The following is a 23,407-nucleotide window of genomic DNA, read 5'->3' on the forward strand; positions in this document are numbered from 1 at the left end:
CATGGCCAGTGCCAAGACCAAATCTGCACGGGTCCATGAATTGAAGGTCTGGGGACTTTATATCCTGGGCTTGCTGCCAGCGTTGTGGGCGTTCTATCTCGGTGCAACCGATCAGCTCGGCGCAGACCCCGTCAAAAGCTTTGAGCATACGCTCGGCCTCTGGGCACTGCGCTTTCTCATTCTGACACTACTCGTAACACCCATCCGCGATGTCACTGGCATCAGTCTGCTGCGTTATCGACGCGCACTTGGCCTTCTCGCATTCTATTATGTGCTGATGCATTTTACAGTTTATATGGTGCTGGATCAGGCGCTCAGCATTTCGGCAGTCATAGCCGATATTGTGAAAAGACCCTTCATCACCATAGGCATGATCAGTCTGGCGCTTCTTGTGCCGTTGGCGCTTACCTCCAACAACTGGTCTATTCGCAAGCTCGGTCGGCGATGGGTCACGCTGCACAAGCTTGTCTATGTCGCCATTGCTGGCGGTGCGATACATTTTCTGATGTCTGTTAAAAGCTGGCCCGCTGAGCCGATAATCTACGCAGCGATTGTAACAACACTTCTGTTGTGGCGCGTTGCACGCCCGTTTACCAAAGGAAGCAAGCAAGTAAAACGTCCGCGTGAAGCCGCTGTAATATTAAAGAAATAAAATACAATTTCCTTCTTTTGATTAAGTCTAATCTATCAGATAAATCGCCTTTCCTGGAGGATAGGCGATGACATTCCAATGCAAATCATGTCAGTATCGCTACAACTTCGGCAAATGACGCGCCAGGCGAATACGGGATGTCCATGTCTTCTATCTTGAAATCAAAAACCGTCCGTATCATAGGCAAACTGGTCTTCGTCTTATTCGTTATCATCTTTGCAATTTGGGCCAGTTTCGGGATGTGGTTCCAGCTTCCCTTCGGCAATGCTGTGCGCGGCTCTATAATTGCAGCCTGGCTCTTTATCGCTATTTGGGTGATAGCAGGCGAGCGACAGTTCTTTTGTCTGCGCAAGAGGCTGTTCTTCTGCCTGCTTGCTCTTGTCTTCCTGGGCTGGTGGGCAACCATCCGCCCTTCGCTTGATCGCATCTGGGCTCCCGAGGTCGCACGCACAGTCACAGGCAAGGTGGAGGGCGATCAGGTCACTCTTTTCAATGTTCGGGATTTCGACTGGCGAACGCCAGAGGACTTCACGCCGGTCTGGAAAGAAGAAACTTACGACCTCAACAAGATAAACTCAGTCGATGTCTATCTGTCCTATTGGGCGGGACCGGCGATTGCCCACACACTACTGTCCTTCGGCTTTGAAGATGGGCGACATGTCGTATTTTCCGGCGAAATTCGCAAGGAACATCACGAGGTCTATTCCGCCGTCGGCGGCTTCTTCCGTGAATTCGAACTGGCTATGATTGCAGCCGAAGAAAGCGACATCGTTTTTCTACGCACCAATGTGCGTAAAGAAGATGTCTATCGATACCGCGTGAATTTGCCTCCAGCGGGTGCGCGCGAATTGTTTCTCTCCTATGTGGAGCTGGGGAACGAACTGGCGGCTAAGGCCAAATTCTATAATACGCTGAGCGCCAATTGCACGACGATCATTTTCACAATGGCGCGTGTGCTTGATCCGACATTCCCATTTGATTACCGCATTCTCTTGTCCGGCTATCTGCCAGGTTATCTTTATGACCATGGCTGGCTCGAAAACAATGGCACGCTTGAAGAGATAGAGAAGCGTGCATCCATCGACGAAAAGGCACAAGCAGGCGGTCGCGATGGCTATTCGGAGCGGATACGCCAATAAAAAACCCCGCTTGCGCGGGGTTTCCAATCGGTAACTACGAAGAATTAGATTGCCGCAGTAATGATGATCTCGACTTTGTAATCCGGGGTCGCGAGTGCTGCTTCGCCGGTCGCGCGTGCAGGCGTGTTGGCCTTGTCGACCCAGCTGTCCCAGACTGCGTTCATTTCAGCGAAGTCCTTCATGTCTGCGAGCCAGATGATAGCCTGCAAGATCTTTGATTTGTCCGAACCAGCGGCTGCGAGAAGGCGATCAACTTCAGACAGAACGGCCTTGGTCTGATCAGTCACGCTTGCGCCAGGCTCGCCAACCTGACCGGCGAGATAAACGGTATTGCCGTGAACTACGGCCTGGCTCATACGTGGTCCGACTTCGATACGACGGATGCTCATGGTGAACTCCTCTCATGACTGCTGCGGAAATCGTCCCGCATTTAAAAATGTTGCGCATCCTTATTAAAGCCCCTGCCCGCTTTGGCAATGGCTGATTACTGCTTGATGCGGACAATTCCGTCGAAAGTGCTCCCAGAACGCGTCACACTCGCCCGCAATAAAGTGCAGTGCTATGGTTGCCCCGAATGGGATGAAGCTATCATGACCAAAAACAGCTCAGTAAAAGCAGATGAAGACCAAAACCCGTCGCAATTGATCGACGCCCGGATCAAGGATCTTGCAGACTGGCGTGGCGAAACGCTTGCAAAGGTCCGAGCTATCATCAGACAGTCTGATCCAGAGATCATTGAAGAGTGGAAATGGCGAGGCGTACCGGTCTGGTCGCATACAGGCATAATCTGTACGGGCGAGACTTATAAAAGCGTCGTGAAGCTGACCTTCGCCAAAGGCGCATCCCTCGCGGACCCGTCAACTCTCTTTAACTCAAGTCTGGAAGGCAATATGAGACGGGCAATCGATATTCGCGAAGGCGAAGCCATCAATGAAGATGCGTTGAAAGCGCTCGTCCGCGCGGCCATCATGCTCAACAAGGCGAAGCCGCCCCGTCGTTAATACCAAGGCGGCTCAAGATGCTGACGCATCACGCCTTGAAAATGTTCAATCGCCACACGGGCTTAACCAAAGTCCGATGAGTCTTACTCAATGAACTTTGGTATTAGTCATTTCCAGCAAAAGTACGAAGCCGCTTTCGGAAAGTTATGCGCAGAAATAGACGATTAGAGCGTGTTTCAGCTCTGATCACATGTTTGCGTTGAACGCCTTCGTGGGAATTGACTCTTGATGCCCGTGCTCTTATAAGCCGCACCACGTTCGCCCGCACGGGTTAACGGATAGTTTGTGCTGTCCGCTCCGCGAGGGAATGAACTAGCTCCTGTTCAAAGACAGAACCAAGAAGGGCCGCACACCGCGGTATTAAATAAATGAAGCGCACTTTTCAGCCATCAAATCTCGTCCGTAAGCGTCGTCACGGTTTCCGTGCACGCATGGCAACTGCCGGCGGTCGCAAGGTTCTTGCCGCTCGCCGTTCGCGCGGCCGCAAGCGGCTTTCCGCTTAATCTTTTTCCGCGCGTCCAGCGCGGTGAATAAAGATATGAAAAAGCAGAAACAAATACTCCGCCTTCGCAAGAGAGCGGAGTTTTTGTCTGTAAGGAATGGTGAAAAACGGCGTGGTCCACTGTTTCTTCTCGAAGTTCGGAAACGTTCTGAAGAAGAGTCTGAAGCAGCCAAAATCGGTGAAAAACCCCGCGCAGGCTTCACTGTCACCAAGAAAAACGGCAATGCAGTGATACGAAATCGTATCCGTCGCAGGTTGCGAGAAGCGGTTCGTTGTCACGTGGGGCGTGACATGGCGGCTTCGACAGACTATGTGATCGTAGCACGCGAGCAGGCACTCACTGCGCCCTTTTCGCAATTGACCGCAGAACTCTCCAAACGCTTAAAAGCTACGGATGGGCGGCGGGACGAAAAGAAACGCCGAACGGAAAGACCGGAATCAGGACCCGTCAATGGAAAATAATCGTAATTTCTTCATCACCATTGCCCTGTCCATCCTCGTATTAACGCTGTGGCAAGTATTCTATCTGGGACCGAAAACGGAAGCCCAGCGGGAGCAGACACGCATTGAGGAGCAGCAGCGCCAGACCCAGCAAGCCACACAAAGTGGGGCTCAGGGCGGCGCGCAGGGCGGTGACACCCCACAGATGCCCGGTACGTCCGGCGCAATACCCGGCCAGGGCGATGGCGTAGCCGCAGGCGGCGCATTGACCCGCGAAGCTGCTGCAGCGCAGTCGCAGCGCGTCGAAATCGACACAGCCTCGCTGCGCGGCTCGATCAACCTGACGGGTGCACGTCTTGATGATCTCTATCTCAAAAAGTACCACGAGACCGTTGACGACAAGTCCCCTGAAATCGAACTGCTCGCCCCATCGGCTCTCAAGCAGGGTTATTTCGTTGAACTCGGTTTCACCGGCAACGACGCAACCGGCGAAGTTCCTGGTCCAAACACTGTCTGGACCGTTGAAGGCAACAATAAGCTGACGGCATCGACGCCTGTCACCCTGACCTTCACCAACGACAAGAACATCACATTCAAGCGCGTCATCTCGGTTGACGATGCTTACATGTTCGAAGTCGACGATACGGTCACCAACAACACCGGCGCTCCGATCTCGCTTGCTTCTTATGGCCGTGTAACGCGTTTCAACCAGCCAGAACACGCCAGCGCCACTTATGTTCTTCATGAAGGCCTTATCGGCGTCATGGGTCAGGACGGCCTTCAGGAAATCAAGTATTCCAAGGTTGAAGACGACAAGGACATTTCGTTCAAGGACGTCACAGGCGGTTGGGTCGGCATCACCGACAAGTATTGGGCAGCCACGCTCGTTCCACCACAGAACGAAAAATACACGGCGCGTTTCTCGCACTTCACCAATGACCGTCCACGCTACCAGTCGGATTTCCTCAGCGCACCGATCACGGTTGCCGCTGGTGAAGCCAGCACCATCAAGAACCATGTTTTCGCTGGTGCCAAGGTCGTTTCGGATATCAAGAATTACGAGGAAAAGCTCGGCATCAAGCAGTTCGAACTGCTGATCGACTGGGGCTGGTTCTACTTCATCACCAAGCCGATGTTCTACCTCATCGACTGGATCTACAAATTCTCCGGCAATTTCGGCGTCGCCATTCTGGTTGTCACTGTTCTGCTCAAGGCCCTGTTCTTCCCACTGGCCAACAAGTCATACAAGTCGATGGCGCGTATGAAGCTGGTGCAGCCGAAGATGACTGAAATCCGCGAGAAGTATGCGGATGACAAGATGAAGCAGCAGCAGGAGATGATGCAGCTCTACAAGCAGGAAAAGATCAATCCGCTTGCAGGTTGCTGGCCAGTGCTGGTCCAGATTCCGGTGTTCTTCGCACTCTATAAGGTTCTGTACGTCACCATCGAAATGCGCCATGCGCCATTCTTTGGCTGGATTCAGGATCTTGCAGCACCCGATCCAACATCGATCTTCAACCTGTTCGGTCTTCTGCCTTTCGCAGTTCCAGCATTCCTGATGATTGGCGTTTGGCCGCTTATCATGGGCATCACCATGTTCCTGCAGATGCGCATGAACCCAACGCCTCCAGATCCAACACAGGCGATGATCTTCACCTGGATGCCGATCATCTTCACCTTCATGTTGGCATCGTTCCCAGCAGGTCTCGTCATCTACTGGGCATGGAACAACACGCTTTCCATCACTCAGCAGGCTGTGATCATGAAGCGTCAGGGTGTCAAAATCGAACTTTTTGACAATCTGAAAGACGTCTTCAAGCGAAAGCCGAAAGACGTAAAAAAGTAAAAAGACAAAAAGCCCCGCACTAGCGGGGCTTTTTTTGTGCTCGTTCATCCAGAACAGTTGACATTACAGCCTCTAACATTGATGCGTGTATTCTTTAGAGTACACGATCAGGAAGACCACATTGAGCGATCAGGATAAAAAGCAGGCAGCAGCCCAGTTAGCAGCAGATGCGACCCGAGCAGCACACGCAGCTTTGGTCGAAGAAGGGCGCCTGCTCTTCAAGAAATCGTGGATCTTCATCCGTGGCGTGCCGTCGATGAAATTTCTGCCACTGGAAGGCCCGGTTGAAATTGCTTTTGCCGGGCGTTCAAATGTCGGTAAATCTTCGCTTATCAATGCGATTGTCGGCAAAAAAGCACTCGCCCGTACCTCCAACACACCGGGCCGCACGCAGGAATTGAACTATTTCGTTCCTGATGGCTATTCTGGCGAGAATGGCGACCTTCCGCCATTGGCGCTTGTCGACATGCCGGGCTACGGCTTTGCTGAAGCGCCAAAAGCCCATGTCGACGCATGGACGCGTCTCGTCTTCGATTATCTTCGCGGCCGTACGACGTTAAAGCGCGTCTATCTGCTGATCGACTCCCGCCACGGCATCAAGAAGAACGACGCTGAAGTGCTCGACCTGCTCGACAAGGCCGCAGTCTCTTATCAGATCGTGCTGACCAAGATCGACAAGATCAAGGCTGCTGGCATTCCCCGTCTGCTGGAAGAAACCCATGCGCTTACCAAAAAGCGTGCGGCCTGCTTCCCCGGCATCATCACGACCTCGTCAGAGAAAGGCCTCGGTCTGGATGAGCTGCGTGCCGCGATTGCGCTGGTAGCCAAGGAATAGTGCATTTCCGGAAAAAGCGGAGACTTCGCTTAGTTTAGCTCGGGCAGCTTGCCGACTGATTGTTTAGTCCCTGCTTGAGCTGCTCAAACTGCGTGGTGGTCTTTGAACCATCACGCGTGACACGCAGAACATACATGCTGTCGAAATCTTCGCCTGGCCATTTGGGTACGAGAGCCTTATCGTCACCGCTATCCTTCACGATGTTTCTGGCAAGCTTTACAAGCTGCTTGTGCTCCCAACCCATCAGTACTGTCGCGTTGCGATATTCAGGCTGCGCGAGCGCCGCCTGCAGTTCCTCGATATCCTTGAAACCAAAGCGCGTATCGACCGGCATTCCGAACTTGATAGCCGTCGGCTCAACCGTGGCAAGCGGGCGATTATAGGAATAGATCGCGCCCTTATCTTCCTTCAACTGAGCAGGATTGGGCGCAAAGATATAATCCGGTTTGCCGAATTTCTGCGCAATCACCGCCGGTAGTTTCAGCGCACGGTTAAGCCCCTGACAATTGAGTTGCCCCAAGCCCTGATCCGGCTTTTCGCCATGGCGCAACATGATGATGGTTTCAGTTGTCGATGCTGCTTGCGACGCACCTATACCTGCCAGAAAAATCAAAGCCGTGAAAACTGCCCGTCGCATTAAACCACTCCATCCAAGAGCATGTGTTATGCGCAATCTTTTAGCGCTCTCATAGGATTTTAATTGGGCGGTCTTTGGCGACGCGTTCAAATATTCGCGAACAAACAATGGAAAACCGTTTTACAGAGCACTGCATATTGCTTAGAAAAGCCTGCCTCTCTTGCCCTGTCGCCAGCCATGGAGCCCGCGATGACCACTCTTGATAATCCTGAAATGCAAGCGCAACTCCTTTCGGCAGCCCTGCCCTATATGCAGCGCTACGAAAACAAGAATGTCGTGGTGAAATATGGCGGTCACGCCATGGGCAACCCAGAGCTTGGCAAGGCTTTTGCCCGAGACATCGCGCTTCTCAAGCAGTCAGGTATCAATCCAATTGTTGTCCATGGCGGTGGCCCGCAGATTCAGGCGATGCTGACCAAGCTCGGCATTGAATCGCGCTTTGAAGGCGGCCTTCGCGTTACCGACGAAAAGACGGTTGAAGTGGTGGAGATGGTTCTCGCCGGTTCCATCAACAAAGAGATCGTCGCCCTCATCAATGCTGAAGGCGAATGGGCCATCGGTCTTTGCGGTAAGGATGGCAATATGGTTTTTGCGCGCAAGGCGCACAAAACCGTCATCGATCCCGATTCCAATATCGAAAAGGTGCTTGATCTGGGCTTTGTTGGTGAACCAGCTGAAGTCGACCGCACGCTTCTCGATCTTCTGGCGCGCTCAGAAATGATCCCGGTTATTGCGCCTGTCGCACCGGGTCGCGACGGTCATACATACAACATCAATGCCGATACTTTTGCGGGCGCTATCGCAGGGGCACTGGCTGCAACGCGTCTTCTGTTCCTTACCGACGTTCCAGGCGTTCTCGACAAGGACAAGAAGCTCATCAAGGAATTGTCGGTTGCCGATGCACAGGCGCTGATCAAGGACGGCACGATCTCCGGCGGCATGATCCCAAAGGTCGAGACCTGTATCGACGCGATCCGTCGCGGCGTTGAAGGTGTGGTCATTCTCAATGGCAAGACACCGCATTCGGTACTGCTTGAGCTTTTCACCGAACACGGTGCCGGCACGCTTATCGTGCCATAATCAGTTAGCCGCCTTGGGGCGGCTTTTTCTTGGCCCGCCTTCGTGACATAAAGACTTATGACCAATCAACCTGATGCTCCGGCCTTCGCTCACGTCACTGACTGGGTATTCGACCTCGACAACACGCTCTATCCGCACGCAGCTGATCTGTTCTCGCAGATCGATGTGCGTATGACGAGCTATGTCGAGAACCTCCTGAAGCTGCCGCGTGACGAAGCGCGCAAGATTCAGAAGCAGTTTTATCTGGAATATGGCACCACGCTGAAAGGTCTGATGGAATGCCATGAAATCGATCCGGACGACTTTCTAAAGAAGGTACACGACATCGACTATTCCTGGCTGCAACCTGATCCGGCACTTGGAGAAGCAATCCGTGCCCTGCCCGGTCGCCGCTTCATCTTCACCAACGGCGATCGCGGACACGCCGAACGCGCCGCACGTCAGCTCGGCATTCTCGATGATTTCGATGATATTTTCGACATTGTTGCAGCAGGTCTGACGCCAAAACCAGAGCGTGTCACTTACGACCGTTTTCTCGGGGCTTTCGGCGTGGATGCGCAAAAGGCTGTCATGTTTGAGGACCTCGCGCGCAATCTTGTCGTGCCAAAGACGCTGGGCATGAAAACCGTGCTGGTGGTTCCGAACAATTTTGAGCCGACATTCTCGGAGATTTGGGAAAGTGACCCGGAATTCACGGATCAGGTGGATTATGTGACCGATAATCTGACCCAATTTCTGGAAACTATAGTTGCAGACCGATAGGCAGTTTACCGGCCTTGAAAAGCGCATAGATAAGGCGGCCCATCGCCTTCTCGATAGCTTACCTCGTCACCGCATCAGCGATGCACTGATTGAATTTCTGGTTTTCGGATTGAAACAGGCATGGGCCTGCCTGTTTGGCGGCGCAATGCTGGGCCTGATTATTCTCACACGCTGGTTCTGGCCAGAAGGTGGAATTGAAGGTGGCACAGGATTTATCACCCGCTACGACTTCCTGTTTCTTTCCGCTGTGCTGATCCAGCTTGGAATGCTTATTTTCAAGCTGGAAGCTTGGGAAGAAGCCAAGGTCATCGTCATTTTCCATATCGTTGGAACAGCGATGGAAATATTCAAAACCCACGCCGGTTCATGGATTTATCCCGAAGAAAACTTCTTCCGGATCGGTGGTGTTCCGCTCTTTTCTGGTTTTATGTATGCGGCCGTCGGCTCCTATATGGCGCGTATCAATCGGATCTTCGATATAAGGCTGAATCACTATCCGCCGCTCTGGATGACGGTTGTTCTGGCAACTGCAATTTATATCAATTTCTTCGCTCATCACTTCATCTGGGATATGCGCTGGGTTCTGTTTGCAGCCACCTTCGCGCTCTACTGGCGCACAAGCATGCATTATCGCGTGTTTCGCTTCCGGCATAAAATGCCGTTGCTGGTCGCGTTCCTGCTCACATCACTGTTCATCTGGATTGCCGAGAATATTGGTACGTGGTCGAAGGCCTGGCTCTATCCCAACCAGCGCAATGGATGGGAGCTGGTTTCAATGAGCAAGCTCGGCTCATGGTATCTGCTGATGATTATTTCAGTCGTGCTGGTGACACTCGTGCACCGGCCGCGCGAGTATTCAGAAACCGAAAACGCCCGGTCCTGATGAACCGGGCGCTTGGCAATTCTCAACCAGAAAAAATCAGAGCTTATAGAAGTTTTTAATCTCGTCCCATGCTTCGTCTGCTGTGTCGACAAATGTCAGCAATTCGATGTCTGCCGGCGAGATCGTGCCCTGCTCTGCCAGAAACTCGATATTGATCGCCTTGCTCCAGAATTCTTTACCGAACAGGATGAGCGGCATACGCTCCATACGGTCTGTCTGGATCAGGGTCATGGCTTCAAACAGCTCATCCATCGTGCCGAAGCCGCCGGGGAATACGCAGACGGCTTTTGCACGCATCAGAAAATGCATCTTGCGCAGCGCAAAATAATGGAAATTGAAGCAGAGCTCCGGCGTCACATAGGCGTTCGGTGCCTGCTCATGTGGCAGAACGATATTAAGCCCAATCGTTGGTGCCCCGACATCAGCCGCCCCACGATTGCCAGCTTCCATAACACCCGGACCACCGCCCGTAACAACGATGAATTCGCGATAATAGGTGGTCGCTGAATATTCGGAGCAGATGCGGGCAAACTTACGCGCTTCCTCATAGTAACGCGAGTTGGCTTCAAGATTCTTCTTCTGCACTTCATTTTTCGCGGCCCAGGCTTCGCCGCCCGGCTCAGGAATACGCGCGCCACCGAACATCACGACCGTCGATTTGATACCGCGGTCGGCCAGGATCAGTTCAGGTTTAAGCAGTTCAAGCTGAAGCCGCACCGGACGCATGTCGCGCCGTGTCATGAAGTCGTCGTCCATAAAGGCAAGACGATAGGCAGAAGCCTCAGTCTGAGGGGTTTGCGGCACAGTGCGCGCCTGTTTAGCAGCTTCCTCGGAATTCGGGAAAGGCGTCCAGCCGGACTTCTCCATTGGGTTCATGCTTGCCTGCTCCTTCAATTACAATGCGTATTGATGTCTATCATCTATTCTGGCGCTAATTTCTTAATCTGTCGCAATTTCGACCAGCTATTTCACACAATAACGCGATTGACCCATATGGTGCCTTCGCTTAATCACTTCTACGATAACTGCCGACCGAAAAGGTGGCAGCCGCTTATCCTGCCATTTTATGGAGACCGCCATATGACCAAGCCAGATTTCGCCTCCCTTGAAAAGGTCATCGAGAAGGCTTTTGACGAACGCGATGGCATCAGCACGGCAACCCGCGGGGAAGTTCGCGATGCTGTTGAACAGTCGCTGCTTATGCTCGATCGCGGTGAAGCCCGTGTGGCAGAAAAACAGGCGGACGGCAACTGGCAGGTCAATCAGTGGCTCAAGAAAGCCGTGCTGCTTTCTTTCCGTCTCAACCCGATGGAAGTCATCAAAGGCGGTCCCGGTCAGTCTTCCTGGTGGGACAAGGTTCCTTCCAAGTTCGACGGCTGGACGGCAAATGAGTTTGAAAAGGCCGGTTTCCGCGCTGTTCCAAATTCTGTCGTCCGTCATTCAGCCTATATTGCGCCAAACGCAATCCTGATGCCGTCTTTCGTCAATCTCGGCGCTTACGTCGATGAAGGCACGATGGTCGACACATGGGCGACCGTCGGCTCCTGCGCACAGATCGGCAAGAACGTGCATCTTTCGGGCGGCGTCGGCATCGGCGGCGTTCTGGAACCAATGCAGGCTGGACCAACCATCATCGAAGACAACTGCTTCATCGGCGCTCGTTCGGAAGTTGTCGAAGGCTGTATCGTTCGCGAAGGCGCCGTACTTGGCATGGGCGTATTCATCGGCAAATCGACCAAGATTGTTGATCGCTCGACCGGCGAGGTCTTCTATGGCGAAGTGCCACCATACTCTGTTGTTGTCGCTGGCACCATGCCAGGCAAAAATGTTGCGGGTGAAAACTGGGGCCCAAGCCTCTACTGCGCCGTGATCGTCAAGCGCGTCGATGAGAAGACCCGCTCCAAGACTTCGATCAACGAACTGCTGCGAGACTGATCATGCAGCACCGTTCCAGCGGTTCCGGTTAAGACTGAATCGTTGGAGCCGCTGTAACTACTTGTTTTTGCGCATTATCCAATGCAAAACTGCTTCGCAATTTTTGCTGGAAATGCTTTAAACAAAAAAGGCGAAGCCGCAAAGCTTCGCCTTTTTCTATAGAATATCAGAAATATTAGTTCTGATAGCTCGAAGGCGATGCATCGCCGAAGCGGTGTGCAGAACCGTCGCTATAGGTCTGGCCCTGGGTCTGGATCGAAGCAGGAGCCGTATAGTCAACGCCCTGTGTTGCAACAGGCGTACGGTCGTTTGCATAAAGATCAGCTGGTTCACCAACATGTGGGTTTTCAGCGAAAGCAGCACCGGCGCTAAGGGCAACGGCTACGGCAGCAAGAGCAAACTTTTTCATTTTTATAATCCTTCTATCGCCCCTTTGGATGGCAACTTGCCTTTCCCTTCGGGGACTCCGGGATGACAAGAAGCCATCCTCCGGGGAGATCAGTTAAAATCGTTGAGTATTTTAATTCCAGTAGTGAGAACCTTGGGAGGCCGCACTCACTACCTTCATGTCTTGCTATTCCGGCCTGCGATCAGACCGGGATAGCAAAGCTTTTAGTCGAACTCTTAGTTCGAGAAGCTCGAAGGCGAAGCATCACCAAAACGGTTTGCCGAACCATCCATATAGGTCGACTGGCCAATTGTGGCAGTCGCGGTGTGATCAACGCGCTGTGTAGCAACTGGGGTACGATCATTTGCATAAAGATCAGCTGGCTCACCTACACGTGGGTTTTCAGCAAAAGCAGCACCGGCGCTAAGTGCGAGAGCAGCAGCAGCAAGAACAAACTTATTCATTTTCTATCTCCATTTAGTCAGATGGGCGACGTACTATGCGTCGTCCTCATGCATCTCAAATGGGTGACAGTGGGAGAAAGTTCCAGTCACGAAAATGTTTTCTTAATCACACATTCGTGCAGCCAATTTTTTAAAAATCAGATAAAAATTAGAAAATAAATAATTTAAAACAGTATGTTAGTTCATATATCAGCATTCACATAACTGTTATATGGGTATTTTTGTTCATTATCCTCGAACAGTCTGTTTGCTTTCACTGTATAATAATAGCGAACAATAAGGCCTATTGGCGACAGTTATGTGGCTGATCGTTTCATCGCCGCCATGATTTGAAAACCGTAAAACAATCGTTCAGAGCAACCTTAGCCCATCACAACAAGACGCTCACAACAAAATAGGGTCGCAAAATGCGACCCTATCGAACCTTTTCAATTGAGTTATAAGCGCCTCACCTCGGCCAAAGATCCCGCGCGCCCGACATCAATTATTAGCAACAGCCATAGAACGACCCGCAATCGAAACCCATTGGCCGGAATTGGCCGGCGATTGCATCTTGATGTAACGATAGGACGTCTTTTCGACCGGCAGCACTTCCCCGCGCATATTGTCGAGAATGTAATCACCATGATCCGTCCGGACAGTCAGTACGATGTGCGGCTCACTACCCTGCACCATCGTAATAAGAAGCTGTGACGGACTGATGCCGCGCCCCATCAGCTTGGCGCGCTTCAAAAGCACATAATCTTCGCAATCACCCTTACCATTTCTTGGAATGGTCCAGTAATCGCGCTTGCCGTAATTATCCTGATCGGAAACAGGCTTGATCGCAGCATTCACGGATGCATTGACACTTTGCAGCATCTGCATGCGCTCAGGCGTCAATTTCATCGGCGAAAGCGCGCGGTGCGCTCCGCAATCGCGTGGTGTCCGCTTACAATAATCAAGGTGACCGTAGGGAATACTCGTTATTCCGCCCGCTTCACTCCATTGAGCTGCCTTGGCCGGGACCAGCGTCGCCCCGGATAAGGCCATTATACCTGCTGCCGCAGAAATCAGTGAACGCATGACAGATTCCCATTATTAAAATGTCCCCTAGAACAAGTTCTCTAGTGACAATTCCCCGGTGACCGGTCCGTTTTCCGGATCTCGCTATCAACCTTTTTTTAACTAACGATGACAAAGCCCCCTTGGTCAAGGAAATTTCATTCCCGAATTGCAACCAAATGAGAAAAGCCGCGATAAATGTCTGCTCTTAGAGCGCCCTGCGCCCTCTTCGGCTCTGCGCACGGACGCTCTAAGCTATTGAACCCAAGCATCGTGCTTTCCTAACATCGATTCCGATTTTAGGGCCGATCCACTCGTGTTTACCCAGTTATGGGATTGTTGTTTCATCTGGGAGCTTCCCGATCTAATCTCAAGCCCATACGATTCTCAGAGTAAAGCTGTAACACCATGAGCCTGCCTACCAATCCTGCCGAAAACCTTGCCGCTCTCATTCGCTGCCCGTCGGTTACGCCCGCTGAGGGTGGCGCGCTGACGGCACTTGAAGGCATGCTTGCACCGATGGGCTTTTCCATCCAGCGCCCGGTCTTCACCGATGAAGGCACGCCTGACATTGAAAATCTCTACGCGCGCAAATCGGGCAATGGCGCTCATTTGATGTTTGCTGGCCACACCGATGTTGTGCCTCCGGGCGATGAAGCCGACTGGAAGCATCCGCCCTTCTCGGCAGCCATTGAAGACGGCATTATGTATGGGCGCGGCGCGGTCGACATGAAGGGTGGCATTGCCTGCTTTGTCGCAGCCGTCGCACGTCACGTCGAAAAGCATGGAAGCTTAAAGGGCAGCGTGTCCTTCCTGATTACCGGTGACGAAGAAGGCCCGGCGATCAATGGCACCGAAAAGCTTCTGAAATGGGCTAAAGAGCGCGGCGAAAGCTGGGACGCGTCGCTTGTGGGTGAACCGACAAACCCGAACACACTTGGCGATATGATCAAGATCGGACGCCGAGGTTCGATTTCGGGCATCGTTACGGTCCATGGTGTGCAAGGCCATGCCGCCTATCCACATCTGGCTGAAAACCCGGTTCGTGGCATCACGACGCTCGTCGACAGCCTGCTTTACCCTGCTTTTGATGAAGGTACGGCGGATTTTCAGGCCAGCAATCTTGAAGTGACGACCGTCGATGTCGGTAATAAGGCCACCAATGTCATTGCCAATAAGGCTAGTGCTTCCTTCAATATTCGCTTCAACGACACATGGACAGCGGATAGCCTGAAGGCGGAGATCATCTCACGTCTTGAAAAGGCATCACGCAATAACCGCCTGCGCCCAGGTCGTGAAACGCCAATCAACTACGAACTGGTCTGGCGCGAAAATCCGAGCCATGTCTTTTTGACCCGTGACGAGAAGCTCATCGGTACGCTGACAGCATCCGTTGAAGCAGTCACCGGCAAGCGCCCCAATCTCTCTACGTCGGGCGGCACGTCCGACGCACGCTTCATCAAGGACTATTGTCCAGTGGTCGAGTTTGGCCTTGTCGGACAGACCATGCACATGGTTGACGAACGTGTCGCGGTTGCTGATCTTGAAGGCCTCACACAGATTTACGAACGTTTCATCGCTGATTTCTTTGGATAAGGAACTTCATGCCCAGTCTGGATGATATTTTCAGATATTTCACGGGCGTCTGGAAGATGATGCTTGGCCGTAAGGACGGCCTTGCATACCTCGATATCTCTGCAGAAGATTTCTGGGCATCTTTCTATGCGATTGTCATCGCCCTGCCTCCGCTTTTGGCAACATGGGTTGCCTATGCGGCCGATCTGACTGCCGGTCGCGATGAAGCAGGCCTGCGCCTTGCAATCGTCATCCGCGCGGCATTCGTCGACCTTTCCGCGTGGGTAATACCGCTTGTCATTATTGGAATATTGGCCCGACGGATAGGCATTTCAAAACGCTATGCAGCCTACGTCATAGCAACAAACTGGGGCAGCGCGTTGCTGTCGTGGCTTTTCGCTCCGATTACGCTGCTGCAGCTGTTTTTTCCGGGCTTTCTCGATGTTGCGACGCTGTTTGCGATCGTGCTGTTCGGTATCTCTGTCATCCTGAGCTACCGACTGACATTCATCGTGCTGCAACGTCCACACGCCTATGTCGCCCCGTTTTTCGCTTGCGTATTCTTCGGCTCACTGTTCATCACAGTGTTCCTGCAGCAGCTTTTCGGCATTGGGATTAGCGCGCAAACTTTTTAGAATGGAAATGGGTAGTCGACACCGACGAGATAAAGGCCGTAAGGCGGGGCAACCTGACCGCAAGCTTTACGGTCTTTGGCTTCCAAAGCAGCCTGCAGATCATCTGCCGTCCAACGCCCCACGCCTACTTCCATGAGACTACCCGCGAAGGATCTCACCTGATTGTGCAGGAACGAGCGGGCAGAAACCCGCATTTCCACATAGTCGCCATCGCGCGTGATGTCGAGCCTGTCGAGCGTCTTCACCGGGCTCTTTGCCTGACATTGCGTTGCGCGGAAAGTTGTAAAGTCGTGCTCGCCCAAAAGCCGCTTTGCGGCCTCGTGCATCGCTTCGTGATCAAGGCGCTTCTGCACCCACCAAACACGATGATAATCAATCGCCAACGGCGCACGACGGTTATGAATGCGATATAGATAATGCCGGCCACGTGCTGAAAACCGGGCATCAAAAGCATCTGTCGTCTTTTCGACATTCAGAATGCTGATACGTTCGTCAGCCATCACCAGATACGCATTGAGTGCATCGCGGATTTTCGCAGCGCCCCAATCCTTGGTGAGATCGGCGTGAACAATCTGCGCGCTCGCATGGACGCCCGCATCTGTACGTCCAGCCGCGCTCAATGTCAGATCTTCACCGCAGAACTTCTTGAACGCCTGCTCAATGGCATTCTGCACCGCATGGCCGTTTTCCTGCCTCTGCCAGCCGACATAGGGCGTGCCGTCATATTCGACAGTGATTTTATAACGAGGCACCGCTCAGAGAACCTTCGCGACTTGCGCACCGCGCAGAAATTCTTGCGCCGCCAGGGGCTTGCCGCCTGAACGCTGCAGCGTGACGAGCCGCACGGCACCGTCTCCACATGCAATGGTCAACCGATCATCAAGCACTGTGCCCGGCGCACCATTGCCCTCGCCCAACGTGGAGCGCTGCAATTTTACACGCTCAACCTCGCCATTGATTTCCATTTCGCACCACGCACCCGGAAACGGCGACAAACCGCGAATGGTATTGTGCACGTGCGCAGCTGGCTTCGACCAGTCGATGCGCGCTTCGGCCTTGTCGATCTTGGCGGCATAGGTCACGCCTTCTTCGTCCTGCGGCTGAAGTGTCAGACTTTCGCGTTCAAGCGCTCCCAGAGCACGCACCATCAAATCGGCACCAATCATGCTCAATCGATCATGCAATTCACCCGCCGACATATCTGGCGTGATCGCGATCTTTTCAGCCATGGCAACAGGGCCTGTATCAAGCCCCACATCCATCTTCATGATCATCATGCCGGTCTCGGTGTCGCCCGACATGATCGCGCGCTGAATAGGCGCCGCTCCGCGCCAGCGCGGCAGAAGCGAGGCATGGCCATTGTAGCAACCAAGACGCGGTGCATCGAGAATGGCTTGCGGCAACAACAGGCCATAAGCCACAACAATCGCAACATCGGCTTCGAGGCTTGCGAAAACATCCTGCTCTTCCGCACCCTTAAGGCTTTTGGGCGTGAAAACCGGAATGCCGAATTCCTCAGCCTTTTCATGAACTGGCGACTTGGTCAGCTCGAGTCCGCGACGACCTGCCGGGCGCGGCGGCTGTGTATAGACCGCCACCACTTCATAGCCATGCCCGATAATAGCAGTCAGAATCGGCACCGAGAAATCCGGCGTCCCCATAAATACGATACGCATCACAACGCCCTGTTTGACGCGCGCTGGCTGGCGAGCTTCTTGAACTTCTTGATGACCATATCGCGTTTCAGCTTGGAGATATGATCAATGAACAGCACACCATTGAGATGGTCGATCTCATGCTGCAAACAGGTTGCCATCAGGCCATCGGCATCCATCGATTGCGGCTTGCCGTCGGCATCAAAATAATTGACCTTGATCGTCGCAGGCCGTTCAACTTCCGCATAATAATCCGGAATTGACAGACAGCCTTCCTCATAAACGCTGCGCTCGTCAGACGAAGCAACAATCTCAGGGTTTATAAAGACGTGCGGGGCCTTCGCCTCATCTTCCTTGGCAAGGTCGATGACCAGCATGCGCAAAGGTTCGCCCACCTGAATGGCGGCAAGACCAATGCCCGGCGCGTCATACATCGTGTCGAACATGTCGCCGGCAAATTTGCGCAATTGATCATCAAAGCGCTCGACGGGCTTGGACAGTTCACGAAGAACGGGATCAGGAAGAATAATAAGCGGTTTTATAGACATGAGTTTCACGTAATCGCTCGCAAAAGAATCGTCAATTGTAACTTGTAAAATGTTCCCGTTTTGATCTCACCTTTGCATGACGAATCAGCTAAGCTGGACGCATGGAAAATCAGAATCTATTGAATGAGCCGCTCCTGCAGCTCGGTGCTTCTTCGTTCTCGCTCGGAGATATTCTTCTGGCGGGCATTGTTGTGCTCATAGTTTGCCTTGCTATTTTCCTCATTGCGGCAGCGCGCTCAGCCCGTCTTCGGGCGGTGGCCGAAGCGCAGGCAGAAGATCGTGCCCGCGATGCGGAATATCGCATGGCCGAGATTCTGAAAGCACAGTCCGAGATGCAAGGCCGCATGCAGACCATGGCCGAAGTGTTTGGTTCGCGGCAGGCAGAACTTAATCAATCCATCCGCGAGCGTCTTGACGGCATGACGCACCGCATCGGCCAGACCATGACCGAACAGACACGCTCAACCCATGAGAATCTTGCCAAATTGCAGGAGCGCCTGGCCGTCATCGACACCGCGCAAAACAATATCCAGTCGCTCGCAGGGCAAGTGGTACAGTTGCAGGCGATCCTCGCCAACAAACAGACACGCGGCGCATTCGGCCAGTCGCGCATGGAAGCGATCATTGCCGATGGTCTGCCTCAGGGTGCCTATGAGTTTCAGGCGACACTGACCAATGGCACGCGCCCTGACTGTCTGGTACGCATGCCAAACAATTCACCATCGCTGGTGATCGACGCAAAATTCCCGCTTGAAGCATGGAATTCCATGCGCGAAACGGAAAACCCGGAGGCACGCAAGGCCGCCGTTGCACAGTTCCGCCGCGACATGGAAGTGCATATCAAGGATGTGTCCGACAAATATCTCATTACCGGCGAAACGCAGGATACCGCGTTCCTGTTCGTGCCATCGGAATCGATCTTCGCGGACATTCACGAGCATTTTGAAGCGCTGATCCATCGTGCACACCGGGCACGGATCGTTATTGTTTCACCGTCGCTGCTCATGCTGTCTATTCAGGTTATCCAATCGATCCTTAAGGACGCCCGCATGCGCGAGCAAGCCCATGTCATTCAGGGTGAAGTGGTGCGGCTGATGGAAGATGTGGGTCGTCTTGATGAGCGTGTGCGCAAGCTGCAAACCCACTTCCTGCAGGCCAATAAGGATATCGACGATATTCTGGTGTCCTCGAACAAAGTGACAAAGCGCGGTGCAAAAATCGAAGCGCTTGAATTTGGACCAGCGCCGACTGAGGAGGCCCAGCGCCCCACCCGCCAGCCAGAAACCGCCCCCACCCAAATGCGGCTGCGCGTGGTGGACGAAGACTAACAGCCCATCCAAACAAAGAAGCCCGCAAACTGCGGGCTTTTTCTATTCTGGTTTCGGCTTGCTATCTGAATGCCCAAGATCGCGATCTGGCCAGACGATATCCCGCAGGCGTTGCTTCAGAAGCTTGGCTTCTGGAAAACCACCGTCAAGCTTGCGTTCCCAGATAAGCTCTTCATTGCCATCGGTCATATGAACGCGAATTTCAAACACGCCACCTGTTCCGGGCCGCAGTGCCACTTCCGCCAGATCCTGCCCGAAAGTCTGCAAAAGCTCCTGCGCCAGCCACGCCGCCCGCAGCATCCAGTTGCATTGCGTGCAGTAGGTGATGGAGATGCGGGGACGTATCGACATGAACTTAACCTTTTGAACCACGGCAGGCCTTCAAGCAATTGCCCGACTTGTTAGGGTGGCGCACTTCGAGCAATATCTAGCTTCCAAAGATACGCGGGGGCAAGTCATGGAAGCAACGATTTACATTCTCAAATATGCGGATGGTTCGTATTATACGGGCCTGACCTAGCAGGATATTGAGGCTCGGATTTGGGAGCATAACCAAGGCATCTATGAAGGCTATACCAAGAAGCGACGGCCGGTGGAGTTGGTTTTCACAGAGACTTATGACCGGATCCTTGATGCAATTGCACGCGAATGCCAGATCAAAGGATGGTCGCGCGCCAAGAAAGAAGCGCTTATCGCCCTCAATTACGAAGCTTTACCGGAGCTCTCTCAACGGAAATAGTCGTGCCGTTTATCTGCTCGTCACCCCCGCCCTTCGAGACGCCGTTTTCAACGGCTCCTCAGGATGCGGGAAAGCGGTAGCGCTATCAAAATAAATATCCCAAAAGAAAAGGGACGCTAACGCGCCCCTATTTCATACAATAATCTTTCAACAGCATCGGATTGGAACAGCATCGAAAGAAGACACTTTCATCCGGTGCATAGGCAAAACGTTTGATCGTCCATAGCTAATCGAAAGACCAAAAGATCAATCATCACCCATCTTAAGAGCCTGAATGAAGGCCTCTTGCGGGATTTCCACTTTGCCGAACTGGCGCATGCGCTTCTTGCCTTCCTTCTGCTTGTCCAGAAGTTTGCGCTTACGCGAAATATCGCCGCCGTAGCACTTGGCCGTCACGTCCTTACGCAGAGCCGAGATCGTCTCACGCGCAACGATGCGCCCGCCAATGGCTGCCTGAATCGGGATCTTGAACATGTGCTGCGGGATCAGCTCCTTGAGCTTTTCGCAAAGCACACGACCGCGCTTCTCTGCAGCCGAACGGTGAACCAGCATCGACAACGCATCCACCGGTTCTTCGTTGACCAGGATCGACATCTTGACCAGATCACCTTCACGATAATCCGACAGATTATAGTCGAACGAGGCATAGCCCTTGGAGATCGACTTCAGACGATCATAGAAATCGAACACAACTTCATTGAGCGGCAGATCATAGGTGATCATGGCGCGCGGGCCGACATAGGTCAAATCGATCTGGAGACCGCGACGCTCCTGACAGAGCTTCATGATCGTGCCAAGATAATCATCTGGCGTCATGATGGTGGCGCGGATCCACGGCTCTTCAATCGCTTCGATCTTCACCACATCCGGCATATCGGCCGGGTTATGCAGCTCTTTCTGCGAGCCGTCCTGCATGTTCAGGCGATACACAACCGAAGGAGCTGTCGTGATCAGGTCGAGATCGAACTCGCGCTCAAGGCGTTCCTGAATGATTTCAAGATGCAGAAGCCCAAGGAAGCCACAGCGGAAGCCGAAACCGAGTGCCGCAGAGGTTTCCATTTCAAAGGAGAACGACGCATCGTTGAGACGCAGCTTGCCCATGGCAGCGCGCAAGTCTTCAAAGTCTGCCGCATCAACCGGGAACAGTCCACAGAACACGACCGGCTGCGCAGGTTTAAAGCCCGTCAGGGGCTTTTCGGTCGGGCGGCGATCTTCAGTGATGGTATCACCGACGCGGGTATCAGCGACTTCTTTAATGGAAGCAGTAATAAATCCCAGTTCGCCCGGACCAAGATCTTCGACCTGCGCCATTTTCGGTGTGAACACACCGGTACGTTCAACCGGATATTTCGCACCGGTTCCCATCATGCGGATGGTCTGGCCTTTTTTCAGCACACCATCGATGACGCGCACCAGAACGATAACGCCGAGATAGCTGTCATACCAGCTGTCGACCAGCATGGCTTTCAGCGGCGCATTGCGGTCGCCTTCTTTCGGAGGAGGCAGCTGCTCGACGATAGCTTCAAGCACGTCCGGAATGCCAAGACCAGTTTTGGCAGAGATCATCACGGCTTTACTGGCGTCAATGCCGATTACTTCTTCAATCTGGCTTTGAACCCGCTCTGGTTCGGCTGCCGGAAGATCAACCTTGTTCAGCACCACAACGATATCGTGATTGTTGTCGATGGCCTGATAAACATTGGCCAGCGTCTGCGCTTCAACACCCTGTGAGGCATCCACCACCAGGAGCGAACCTTCGCACGCAGCCAGCGAACGCGAGACTTCGTAGGCGAAGTCGACATGTCCGGGGGTGTCGATGAGGTTCAGCACATAGTCCTCGCCGTTCTTCGCCTTGTAGTTAAGACGAACGGTCTGGGCTTTGATAGTAATGCCGCGCTCGCGCTCGATATCCATCGAGTCGAGGACCTGGTCTTTCATCTCACGCATGTCCAGCCCGCCGGTCAATTGAATGAGGCGGTCGGCCAGCGTCGATTTGCCGTGGTCGATATGGGCGACGATCGAAAAATTGCGAATATGGTCAAGTGGTGTGCTCATGCGCGCGATTTACCAGTAAGCCGCGAAATCTCAAAGCGGTATTGCGCGTTTAATGCTGGAAAAGCGGTCAGTTTCGACATCGTGACAACAAGTCCCCTTTGCGTTGTTGCCAAAAGGCGATAAATCACCGCGATAAAAGCATGCCGCAATCATATCGTCTGGCGGTATAATCAGGCTTTCATGCAGGAGTTTAGGATGAAGACCGAACCGAACGAAGTCCACAACAGGCCAAAACTGGTCACCGTTTTCGGCGGCTCTGGCTTTGTCGGGCGCGCGGTTGTAGCAAGCCTCACCAAGCGCGGCTATCGCGTGCGCGTTGCCGTGCGCAAGCCGGAAGTTGCTTATTATATGGCCCCCCTTGGCAATGTCGGCCAGATCCAGATGGTACAGGCCAATGTCCGCCATCGCTGGTCGGTCGAGCGCGCCGTCATGGGTGCTGATCACGTCATCAATCTTGTCGGCATTCTTTCGGAAAGCGGCAAGCAACGTTTCAACAGCGTTCAGGTGCTGGGCGCCAAGAACATTGCGGAGGCCGCAAAAACTGCTGGCGTTCCGATGACGCATCTCTCGTCGCTCGCAGCCGATGCCAATTCGAAGTCTGACTATGCCCGCACCAAGGCAGAAGGCGAAAAGGCGGTGCTTTCGGTTCTGCCGGACACCGTTATCCTGCGTCCATCGATCATTTTTGGCCATGAAGATCGCTTCTTCAACCGCTTTGCCAATCTGGCACGTTTTTCGCCATTCCTGCCGGTCATCGGTGGTGGCGAAACAAAGCTCCAGCCGGTCTATGTCGGTGACGTCGCAGAGGCCGTTGCCCACGCGGTTGATGGCAAGCTAAAGTCAGGCAGCGTTTATGAACTGGGCGGCCCGGACGCACAGCCATTCAAGCATTGGATGAAAGATATGCTCGGCGTCATCGCCCGCAAGCGCATCATCATTTCCATGCCATGGTGGGTTGCTCGTCTGCAGGCATCGGTTCTTGGCCTTTTGCCGAACCCATTGCTCACCAACGATCAGGTGACGTTACTCAAATACGATAATGTCGTGTCGGAACAGGCTGCTAAGGAAGGCCGCACGCTTCAGGGCATGGGCATTACGCCTGAAGCCGTGGATGCAATCCTTCCAGCCTATCTCTGGCGTTATCGTGTTGCAGGTCAGTACACAAAGACCGGACTGGCCTGAGTATAGTGTGAGACCAAAAACAAGGGGCCGAAAGGCCCCTTTTCTTTTACGCTTTACAGCGGTTCCGATTAATATTGGATC

At 53.2% G+C, this 23,407-nt stretch carries 26 protein-coding genes and 1 pseudogene; 16 read left to right on the forward strand and 11 right to left on the reverse strand.

The window, feature by feature from the left end:
• Position 1 precedes the first annotated feature (1 nt).
• Complete coding sequence (msrQ, locus tag CES85_RS18445) at positions 2–652, forward strand: protein-methionine-sulfoxide reductase heme-binding subunit MsrQ (RefSeq protein ID WP_095447237.1); 651 nt, start codon at positions 2–4, stop codon at positions 650–652.
• A 143-nt stretch (positions 653–795) separates the two neighbouring features.
• Positions 796–1,791, forward strand: coding sequence for an Lnb N-terminal periplasmic domain-containing protein (locus CES85_RS18450; protein ID WP_191793569.1), 996 nt, complete (start codon positions 796–798; stop codon positions 1,789–1,791).
• Between the two features lie 44 nt (positions 1,792–1,835).
• On the opposite strand, the gene CES85_RS18455 is transcribed toward CES85_RS18450, so the two are convergent.
• Complete coding sequence (locus CES85_RS18455; RefSeq protein ID WP_095447239.1) at positions 1,836–2,180, reverse strand: RidA family protein; 345 nt, start codon at positions 2,178–2,180, stop codon at positions 1,836–1,838.
• A 201-nt stretch (positions 2,181–2,381) separates the two neighbouring features.
• Here CES85_RS18455 and CES85_RS18460 point away from each other — a divergent pair, with 201 nt between their 5' ends.
• The 5 genes from CES85_RS18460 (at position 2,382) to yihA (ending at position 6,416) form a co-directional block, all read left to right on the forward strand.
• Positions 2,382–2,792, forward strand: coding sequence for a DUF1801 domain-containing protein (locus CES85_RS18460; RefSeq protein WP_095447965.1), 411 nt, complete (start codon positions 2,382–2,384; stop codon positions 2,790–2,792).
• A 368-nt stretch (positions 2,793–3,160) separates the two neighbouring features.
• Positions 3,161–3,295, forward strand: a complete 135-nt coding sequence (gene rpmH / locus CES85_RS18465) for a 50S ribosomal protein L34 (RefSeq protein ID WP_024899264.1) — start codon at positions 3,161–3,163, stop codon at positions 3,293–3,295.
• A 35-nt stretch (positions 3,296–3,330) separates the two neighbouring features.
• Positions 3,331–3,756, forward strand: coding sequence for a ribonuclease P protein component (gene rnpA / locus CES85_RS18470; RefSeq protein ID WP_036567963.1), 426 nt, complete (start codon positions 3,331–3,333; stop codon positions 3,754–3,756).
• On the forward strand, positions 3,746–5,581 hold the full coding sequence (gene yidC / locus CES85_RS18475) for a membrane protein insertase YidC (protein ID WP_095447240.1): 1,836 nt from the start codon (positions 3,746–3,748) through the stop codon (positions 5,579–5,581). The genes rnpA and yidC overlap by 11 nt, the downstream gene beginning before the upstream one ends.
• A 121-nt stretch (positions 5,582–5,702) precedes the next feature.
• Complete coding sequence (yihA, locus tag CES85_RS18480) at positions 5,703–6,416, forward strand: ribosome biogenesis GTP-binding protein YihA/YsxC (RefSeq protein ID WP_024899261.1); 714 nt, start codon at positions 5,703–5,705, stop codon at positions 6,414–6,416.
• 34 nt (positions 6,417–6,450) lie between these two features.
• Here the strand turns inward: yihA and CES85_RS18485 are convergent, their stop codons facing one another.
• Positions 6,451–7,053 carry a histidine phosphatase family protein gene (locus CES85_RS18485; RefSeq protein WP_095447241.1) on the reverse strand — a complete coding sequence of 201 codons (603 nt, stop codon included), beginning with the start codon at positions 7,051–7,053 and terminating at the stop codon, positions 6,451–6,453.
• A 189-nt stretch (positions 7,054–7,242) separates the two neighbouring features.
• On the opposite strand from CES85_RS18485, the gene argB reads away from it, so the two are divergent.
• The 3 genes from argB to CES85_RS18500 are packed head-to-tail and all read left to right on the forward strand — an operon-like array spanning position 7,243 to position 9,778.
• Positions 7,243–8,133, forward strand: a complete 891-nt coding sequence (gene argB / locus CES85_RS18490) for an acetylglutamate kinase (RefSeq protein ID WP_095447242.1) — start codon at positions 7,243–7,245, stop codon at positions 8,131–8,133.
• Between the two features lie 57 nt (positions 8,134–8,190).
• Positions 8,191–8,895, forward strand: a complete 705-nt coding sequence (locus tag CES85_RS18495; protein WP_095447243.1) for a pyrimidine 5'-nucleotidase — start codon at positions 8,191–8,193, stop codon at positions 8,893–8,895.
• A complete protein-coding gene (locus CES85_RS18500; protein WP_095447244.1) occupies positions 8,882–9,778 on the forward strand; it encodes a DUF817 domain-containing protein in 897 nt (298 codons plus the stop codon). The genes CES85_RS18495 and CES85_RS18500 overlap by 14 nt, the downstream gene beginning before the upstream one ends.
• Positions 9,779–9,814: 36 nt before the next feature.
• Here CES85_RS18500 and CES85_RS18505 read toward each other — a convergent pair whose 3' ends face one another.
• On the reverse strand, positions 9,815–10,654 hold the full coding sequence (locus CES85_RS18505; protein ID WP_095447245.1) for an LOG family protein: 840 nt from the start codon (positions 10,652–10,654) through the stop codon (positions 9,815–9,817).
• Between the two features lie 204 nt (positions 10,655–10,858).
• On the opposite strand from CES85_RS18505, the gene dapD reads away from it, so the two are divergent.
• On the forward strand, positions 10,859–11,713 hold the full coding sequence (dapD, locus tag CES85_RS18510; RefSeq protein WP_095447246.1) for a 2,3,4,5-tetrahydropyridine-2,6-dicarboxylate N-succinyltransferase: 855 nt from the start codon (positions 10,859–10,861) through the stop codon (positions 11,711–11,713).
• A 175-nt stretch (positions 11,714–11,888) separates the two neighbouring features.
• On the opposite strand, the gene CES85_RS18515 is transcribed toward dapD, so the two are convergent.
• The 3 genes from CES85_RS18515 to CES85_RS18525 form a co-directional block, all read right to left on the reverse strand.
• The gene (locus CES85_RS18515; protein ID WP_095447247.1) at positions 11,889–12,122 is read right to left on the reverse strand and encodes a hypothetical protein; all 234 of its coding nucleotides are present in this window, start codon (positions 12,120–12,122) and stop codon (positions 11,889–11,891) included.
• A gap of 215 nt (positions 12,123–12,337) precedes the next feature.
• Complete coding sequence (locus CES85_RS18520; protein WP_095447248.1) at positions 12,338–12,565, reverse strand: hypothetical protein; 228 nt, start codon at positions 12,563–12,565, stop codon at positions 12,338–12,340.
• 480 nt (positions 12,566–13,045) lie between these two features.
• Positions 13,046–13,597: a transglutaminase-like cysteine peptidase gene (locus CES85_RS18525; RefSeq protein WP_095447966.1), complete on the reverse strand. Its 552-nt coding sequence runs from the start codon at positions 13,595–13,597 to the stop codon at positions 13,046–13,048.
• 420 nt (positions 13,598–14,017) lie between these two features.
• Here CES85_RS18525 and dapE point away from each other — a divergent pair, with 420 nt between their 5' ends.
• Both dapE and CES85_RS18535 read left to right on the forward strand, forming a co-directional pair.
• Positions 14,018–15,205 carry a succinyl-diaminopimelate desuccinylase gene (dapE, locus tag CES85_RS18530; protein ID WP_095447249.1) on the forward strand — a complete coding sequence of 396 codons (1,188 nt, stop codon included), beginning with the start codon at positions 14,018–14,020 and terminating at the stop codon, positions 15,203–15,205.
• 8 nt (positions 15,206–15,213) lie between these two features.
• Positions 15,214–15,819 (forward strand): hypothetical protein, encoded by a 606-nt coding sequence (locus tag CES85_RS18535; RefSeq protein WP_095447250.1) that lies wholly within the window; start codon positions 15,214–15,216, stop codon positions 15,817–15,819.
• Here CES85_RS18535 and truA read toward each other — a convergent pair.
• From truA to def, 3 genes are read right to left on the reverse strand one after another with little or no spacing between them, the layout of a single operon-like run.
• The gene (gene truA, locus CES85_RS18540) at positions 15,816–16,571 is read right to left on the reverse strand and encodes a tRNA pseudouridine(38-40) synthase TruA (protein ID WP_095447251.1); all 756 of its coding nucleotides are present in this window, start codon (positions 16,569–16,571) and stop codon (positions 15,816–15,818) included. The two genes, CES85_RS18535 and truA, sit on opposite strands and share 4 nt — an antisense overlap.
• A 3-nt stretch (positions 16,572–16,574) precedes the next feature.
• Positions 16,575–17,495 (reverse strand): methionyl-tRNA formyltransferase, encoded by a 921-nt coding sequence (gene fmt / locus CES85_RS18545; RefSeq protein ID WP_095447252.1) that lies wholly within the window; start codon positions 17,493–17,495, stop codon positions 16,575–16,577.
• Positions 17,495–18,022, reverse strand: coding sequence for a peptide deformylase (gene def, locus CES85_RS18550; protein WP_024899246.1), 528 nt, complete (start codon positions 18,020–18,022; stop codon positions 17,495–17,497). Before def ends, fmt begins: the two co-directional genes overlap by 1 nt.
• Positions 18,023–18,123: 101 nt before the next feature.
• Here def and CES85_RS18555 point away from each other — a divergent pair, with 101 nt between their 5' ends.
• Positions 18,124–19,350 carry a DNA recombination protein RmuC gene (locus CES85_RS18555; RefSeq protein WP_095447253.1) on the forward strand — a complete coding sequence of 409 codons (1,227 nt, stop codon included), beginning with the start codon at positions 18,124–18,126 and terminating at the stop codon, positions 19,348–19,350.
• A gap of 42 nt (positions 19,351–19,392) precedes the next feature.
• Here CES85_RS18555 and CES85_RS18560 read toward each other — a convergent pair whose 3' ends face one another.
• Entirely contained in the window at positions 19,393–19,701 is a 309-nt protein-coding gene (locus CES85_RS18560) for an Rdx family protein (protein ID WP_095447254.1), read from the reverse strand.
• Between the two features lie 106 nt (positions 19,702–19,807).
• On the opposite strand from CES85_RS18560, the pseudogene CES85_RS18565 reads away from it, so the two are divergent.
• Positions 19,808–20,089: pseudogene (locus CES85_RS18565) on the forward strand (GIY-YIG nuclease family protein).
• A 246-nt stretch (positions 20,090–20,335) separates the two neighbouring features.
• Here CES85_RS18565 and lepA read toward each other — a convergent pair.
• The gene (gene lepA, locus CES85_RS18570) at positions 20,336–22,144 is read right to left on the reverse strand and encodes a translation elongation factor 4 (RefSeq protein WP_095447255.1); all 1,809 of its coding nucleotides are present in this window, start codon (positions 22,142–22,144) and stop codon (positions 20,336–20,338) included.
• Positions 22,145–22,339: 195 nt separating this feature from the next.
• On the opposite strand from lepA, the gene CES85_RS18575 reads away from it, so the two are divergent.
• Positions 22,340–23,326, forward strand: coding sequence for a complex I NDUFA9 subunit family protein (locus tag CES85_RS18575; RefSeq protein WP_095447256.1), 987 nt, complete (start codon positions 22,340–22,342; stop codon positions 23,324–23,326).
• Positions 23,327–23,407 lie beyond the last annotated feature (81 nt).

This window comes from Ochrobactrum quorumnocens (assembly GCF_002278035.1).
Lineage (GTDB): Bacteria > Pseudomonadota > Alphaproteobacteria > Rhizobiales > Rhizobiaceae > Brucella > Brucella quorumnocens.

Excerpts from the sequence above, each read along its gene's own strand:
- msrQ (WP_095447237.1), top strand. The coding sequence starts at position 2 with ATGGCCAGTGCCAAGACCAAATCTGCACGGGTCCATGAATTGAAGGTC.
- CES85_RS18450 (WP_191793569.1), top strand. The coding sequence starts at position 796 with ATGTCTTCTATCTTGAAATCAAAAACCGTCCGTATCATAGGCAAACTG.
- CES85_RS18455 (WP_095447239.1), bottom strand. The coding sequence starts at position 2,180 with ATGAGCATCCGTCGTATCGAAGTCGGACCACGTATGAGCCAGGCCGTA.
- CES85_RS18460 (WP_095447965.1), top strand. The coding sequence starts at position 2,382 with ATGACCAAAAACAGCTCAGTAAAAGCAGATGAAGACCAAAACCCGTCG.
- rpmH (WP_024899264.1), top strand. The coding sequence starts at position 3,161 with ATGAAGCGCACTTTTCAGCCATCAAATCTCGTCCGTAAGCGTCGTCAC.
- rnpA (WP_036567963.1), top strand. The coding sequence starts at position 3,331 with ATGAAAAAGCAGAAACAAATACTCCGCCTTCGCAAGAGAGCGGAGTTT.
- yidC (WP_095447240.1), top strand. The coding sequence starts at position 3,746 with ATGGAAAATAATCGTAATTTCTTCATCACCATTGCCCTGTCCATCCTC.
- CES85_RS18485 (WP_095447241.1), bottom strand. The coding sequence starts at position 7,053 with ATGCGACGGGCAGTTTTCACGGCTTTGATTTTTCTGGCAGGTATAGGT.
- argB (WP_095447242.1), top strand. The coding sequence starts at position 7,243 with ATGACCACTCTTGATAATCCTGAAATGCAAGCGCAACTCCTTTCGGCA.
- CES85_RS18495 (WP_095447243.1), top strand. The coding sequence starts at position 8,191 with ATGACCAATCAACCTGATGCTCCGGCCTTCGCTCACGTCACTGACTGG.
- CES85_RS18505 (WP_095447245.1), bottom strand. The coding sequence starts at position 10,654 with ATGAACCCAATGGAGAAGTCCGGCTGGACGCCTTTCCCGAATTCCGAG.
- dapD (WP_095447246.1), top strand. The coding sequence starts at position 10,859 with ATGACCAAGCCAGATTTCGCCTCCCTTGAAAAGGTCATCGAGAAGGCT.
- CES85_RS18515 (WP_095447247.1), bottom strand. The coding sequence starts at position 12,122 with ATGAAAAAGTTTGCTCTTGCTGCCGTAGCCGTTGCCCTTAGCGCCGGT.
- CES85_RS18520 (WP_095447248.1), bottom strand. The coding sequence starts at position 12,565 with ATGAATAAGTTTGTTCTTGCTGCTGCTGCTCTCGCACTTAGCGCCGGT.
- CES85_RS18525 (WP_095447966.1), bottom strand. The coding sequence starts at position 13,597 with ATGGCCTTATCCGGGGCGACGCTGGTCCCGGCCAAGGCAGCTCAATGG.
- dapE (WP_095447249.1), top strand. The coding sequence starts at position 14,018 with ATGAGCCTGCCTACCAATCCTGCCGAAAACCTTGCCGCTCTCATTCGC.
- CES85_RS18535 (WP_095447250.1), top strand. The coding sequence starts at position 15,214 with ATGCCCAGTCTGGATGATATTTTCAGATATTTCACGGGCGTCTGGAAG.
- fmt (WP_095447252.1), bottom strand. The coding sequence starts at position 17,495 with ATGCGTATCGTATTTATGGGGACGCCGGATTTCTCGGTGCCGATTCTG.
- def (WP_024899246.1), bottom strand. The coding sequence starts at position 18,022 with ATGTCTATAAAACCGCTTATTATTCTTCCTGATCCCGTTCTTCGTGAA.
- CES85_RS18555 (WP_095447253.1), top strand. The coding sequence starts at position 18,124 with ATGGAAAATCAGAATCTATTGAATGAGCCGCTCCTGCAGCTCGGTGCT.
- CES85_RS18560 (WP_095447254.1), bottom strand. The coding sequence starts at position 19,701 with ATGTCGATACGTCCCCGCATCTCCATCACCTACTGCACGCAATGCAAC.
- lepA (WP_095447255.1), bottom strand. The coding sequence starts at position 22,144 with ATGAGCACACCACTTGACCATATTCGCAATTTTTCGATCGTCGCCCAT.
- CES85_RS18575 (WP_095447256.1), top strand. The coding sequence starts at position 22,340 with ATGAAGACCGAACCGAACGAAGTCCACAACAGGCCAAAACTGGTCACC.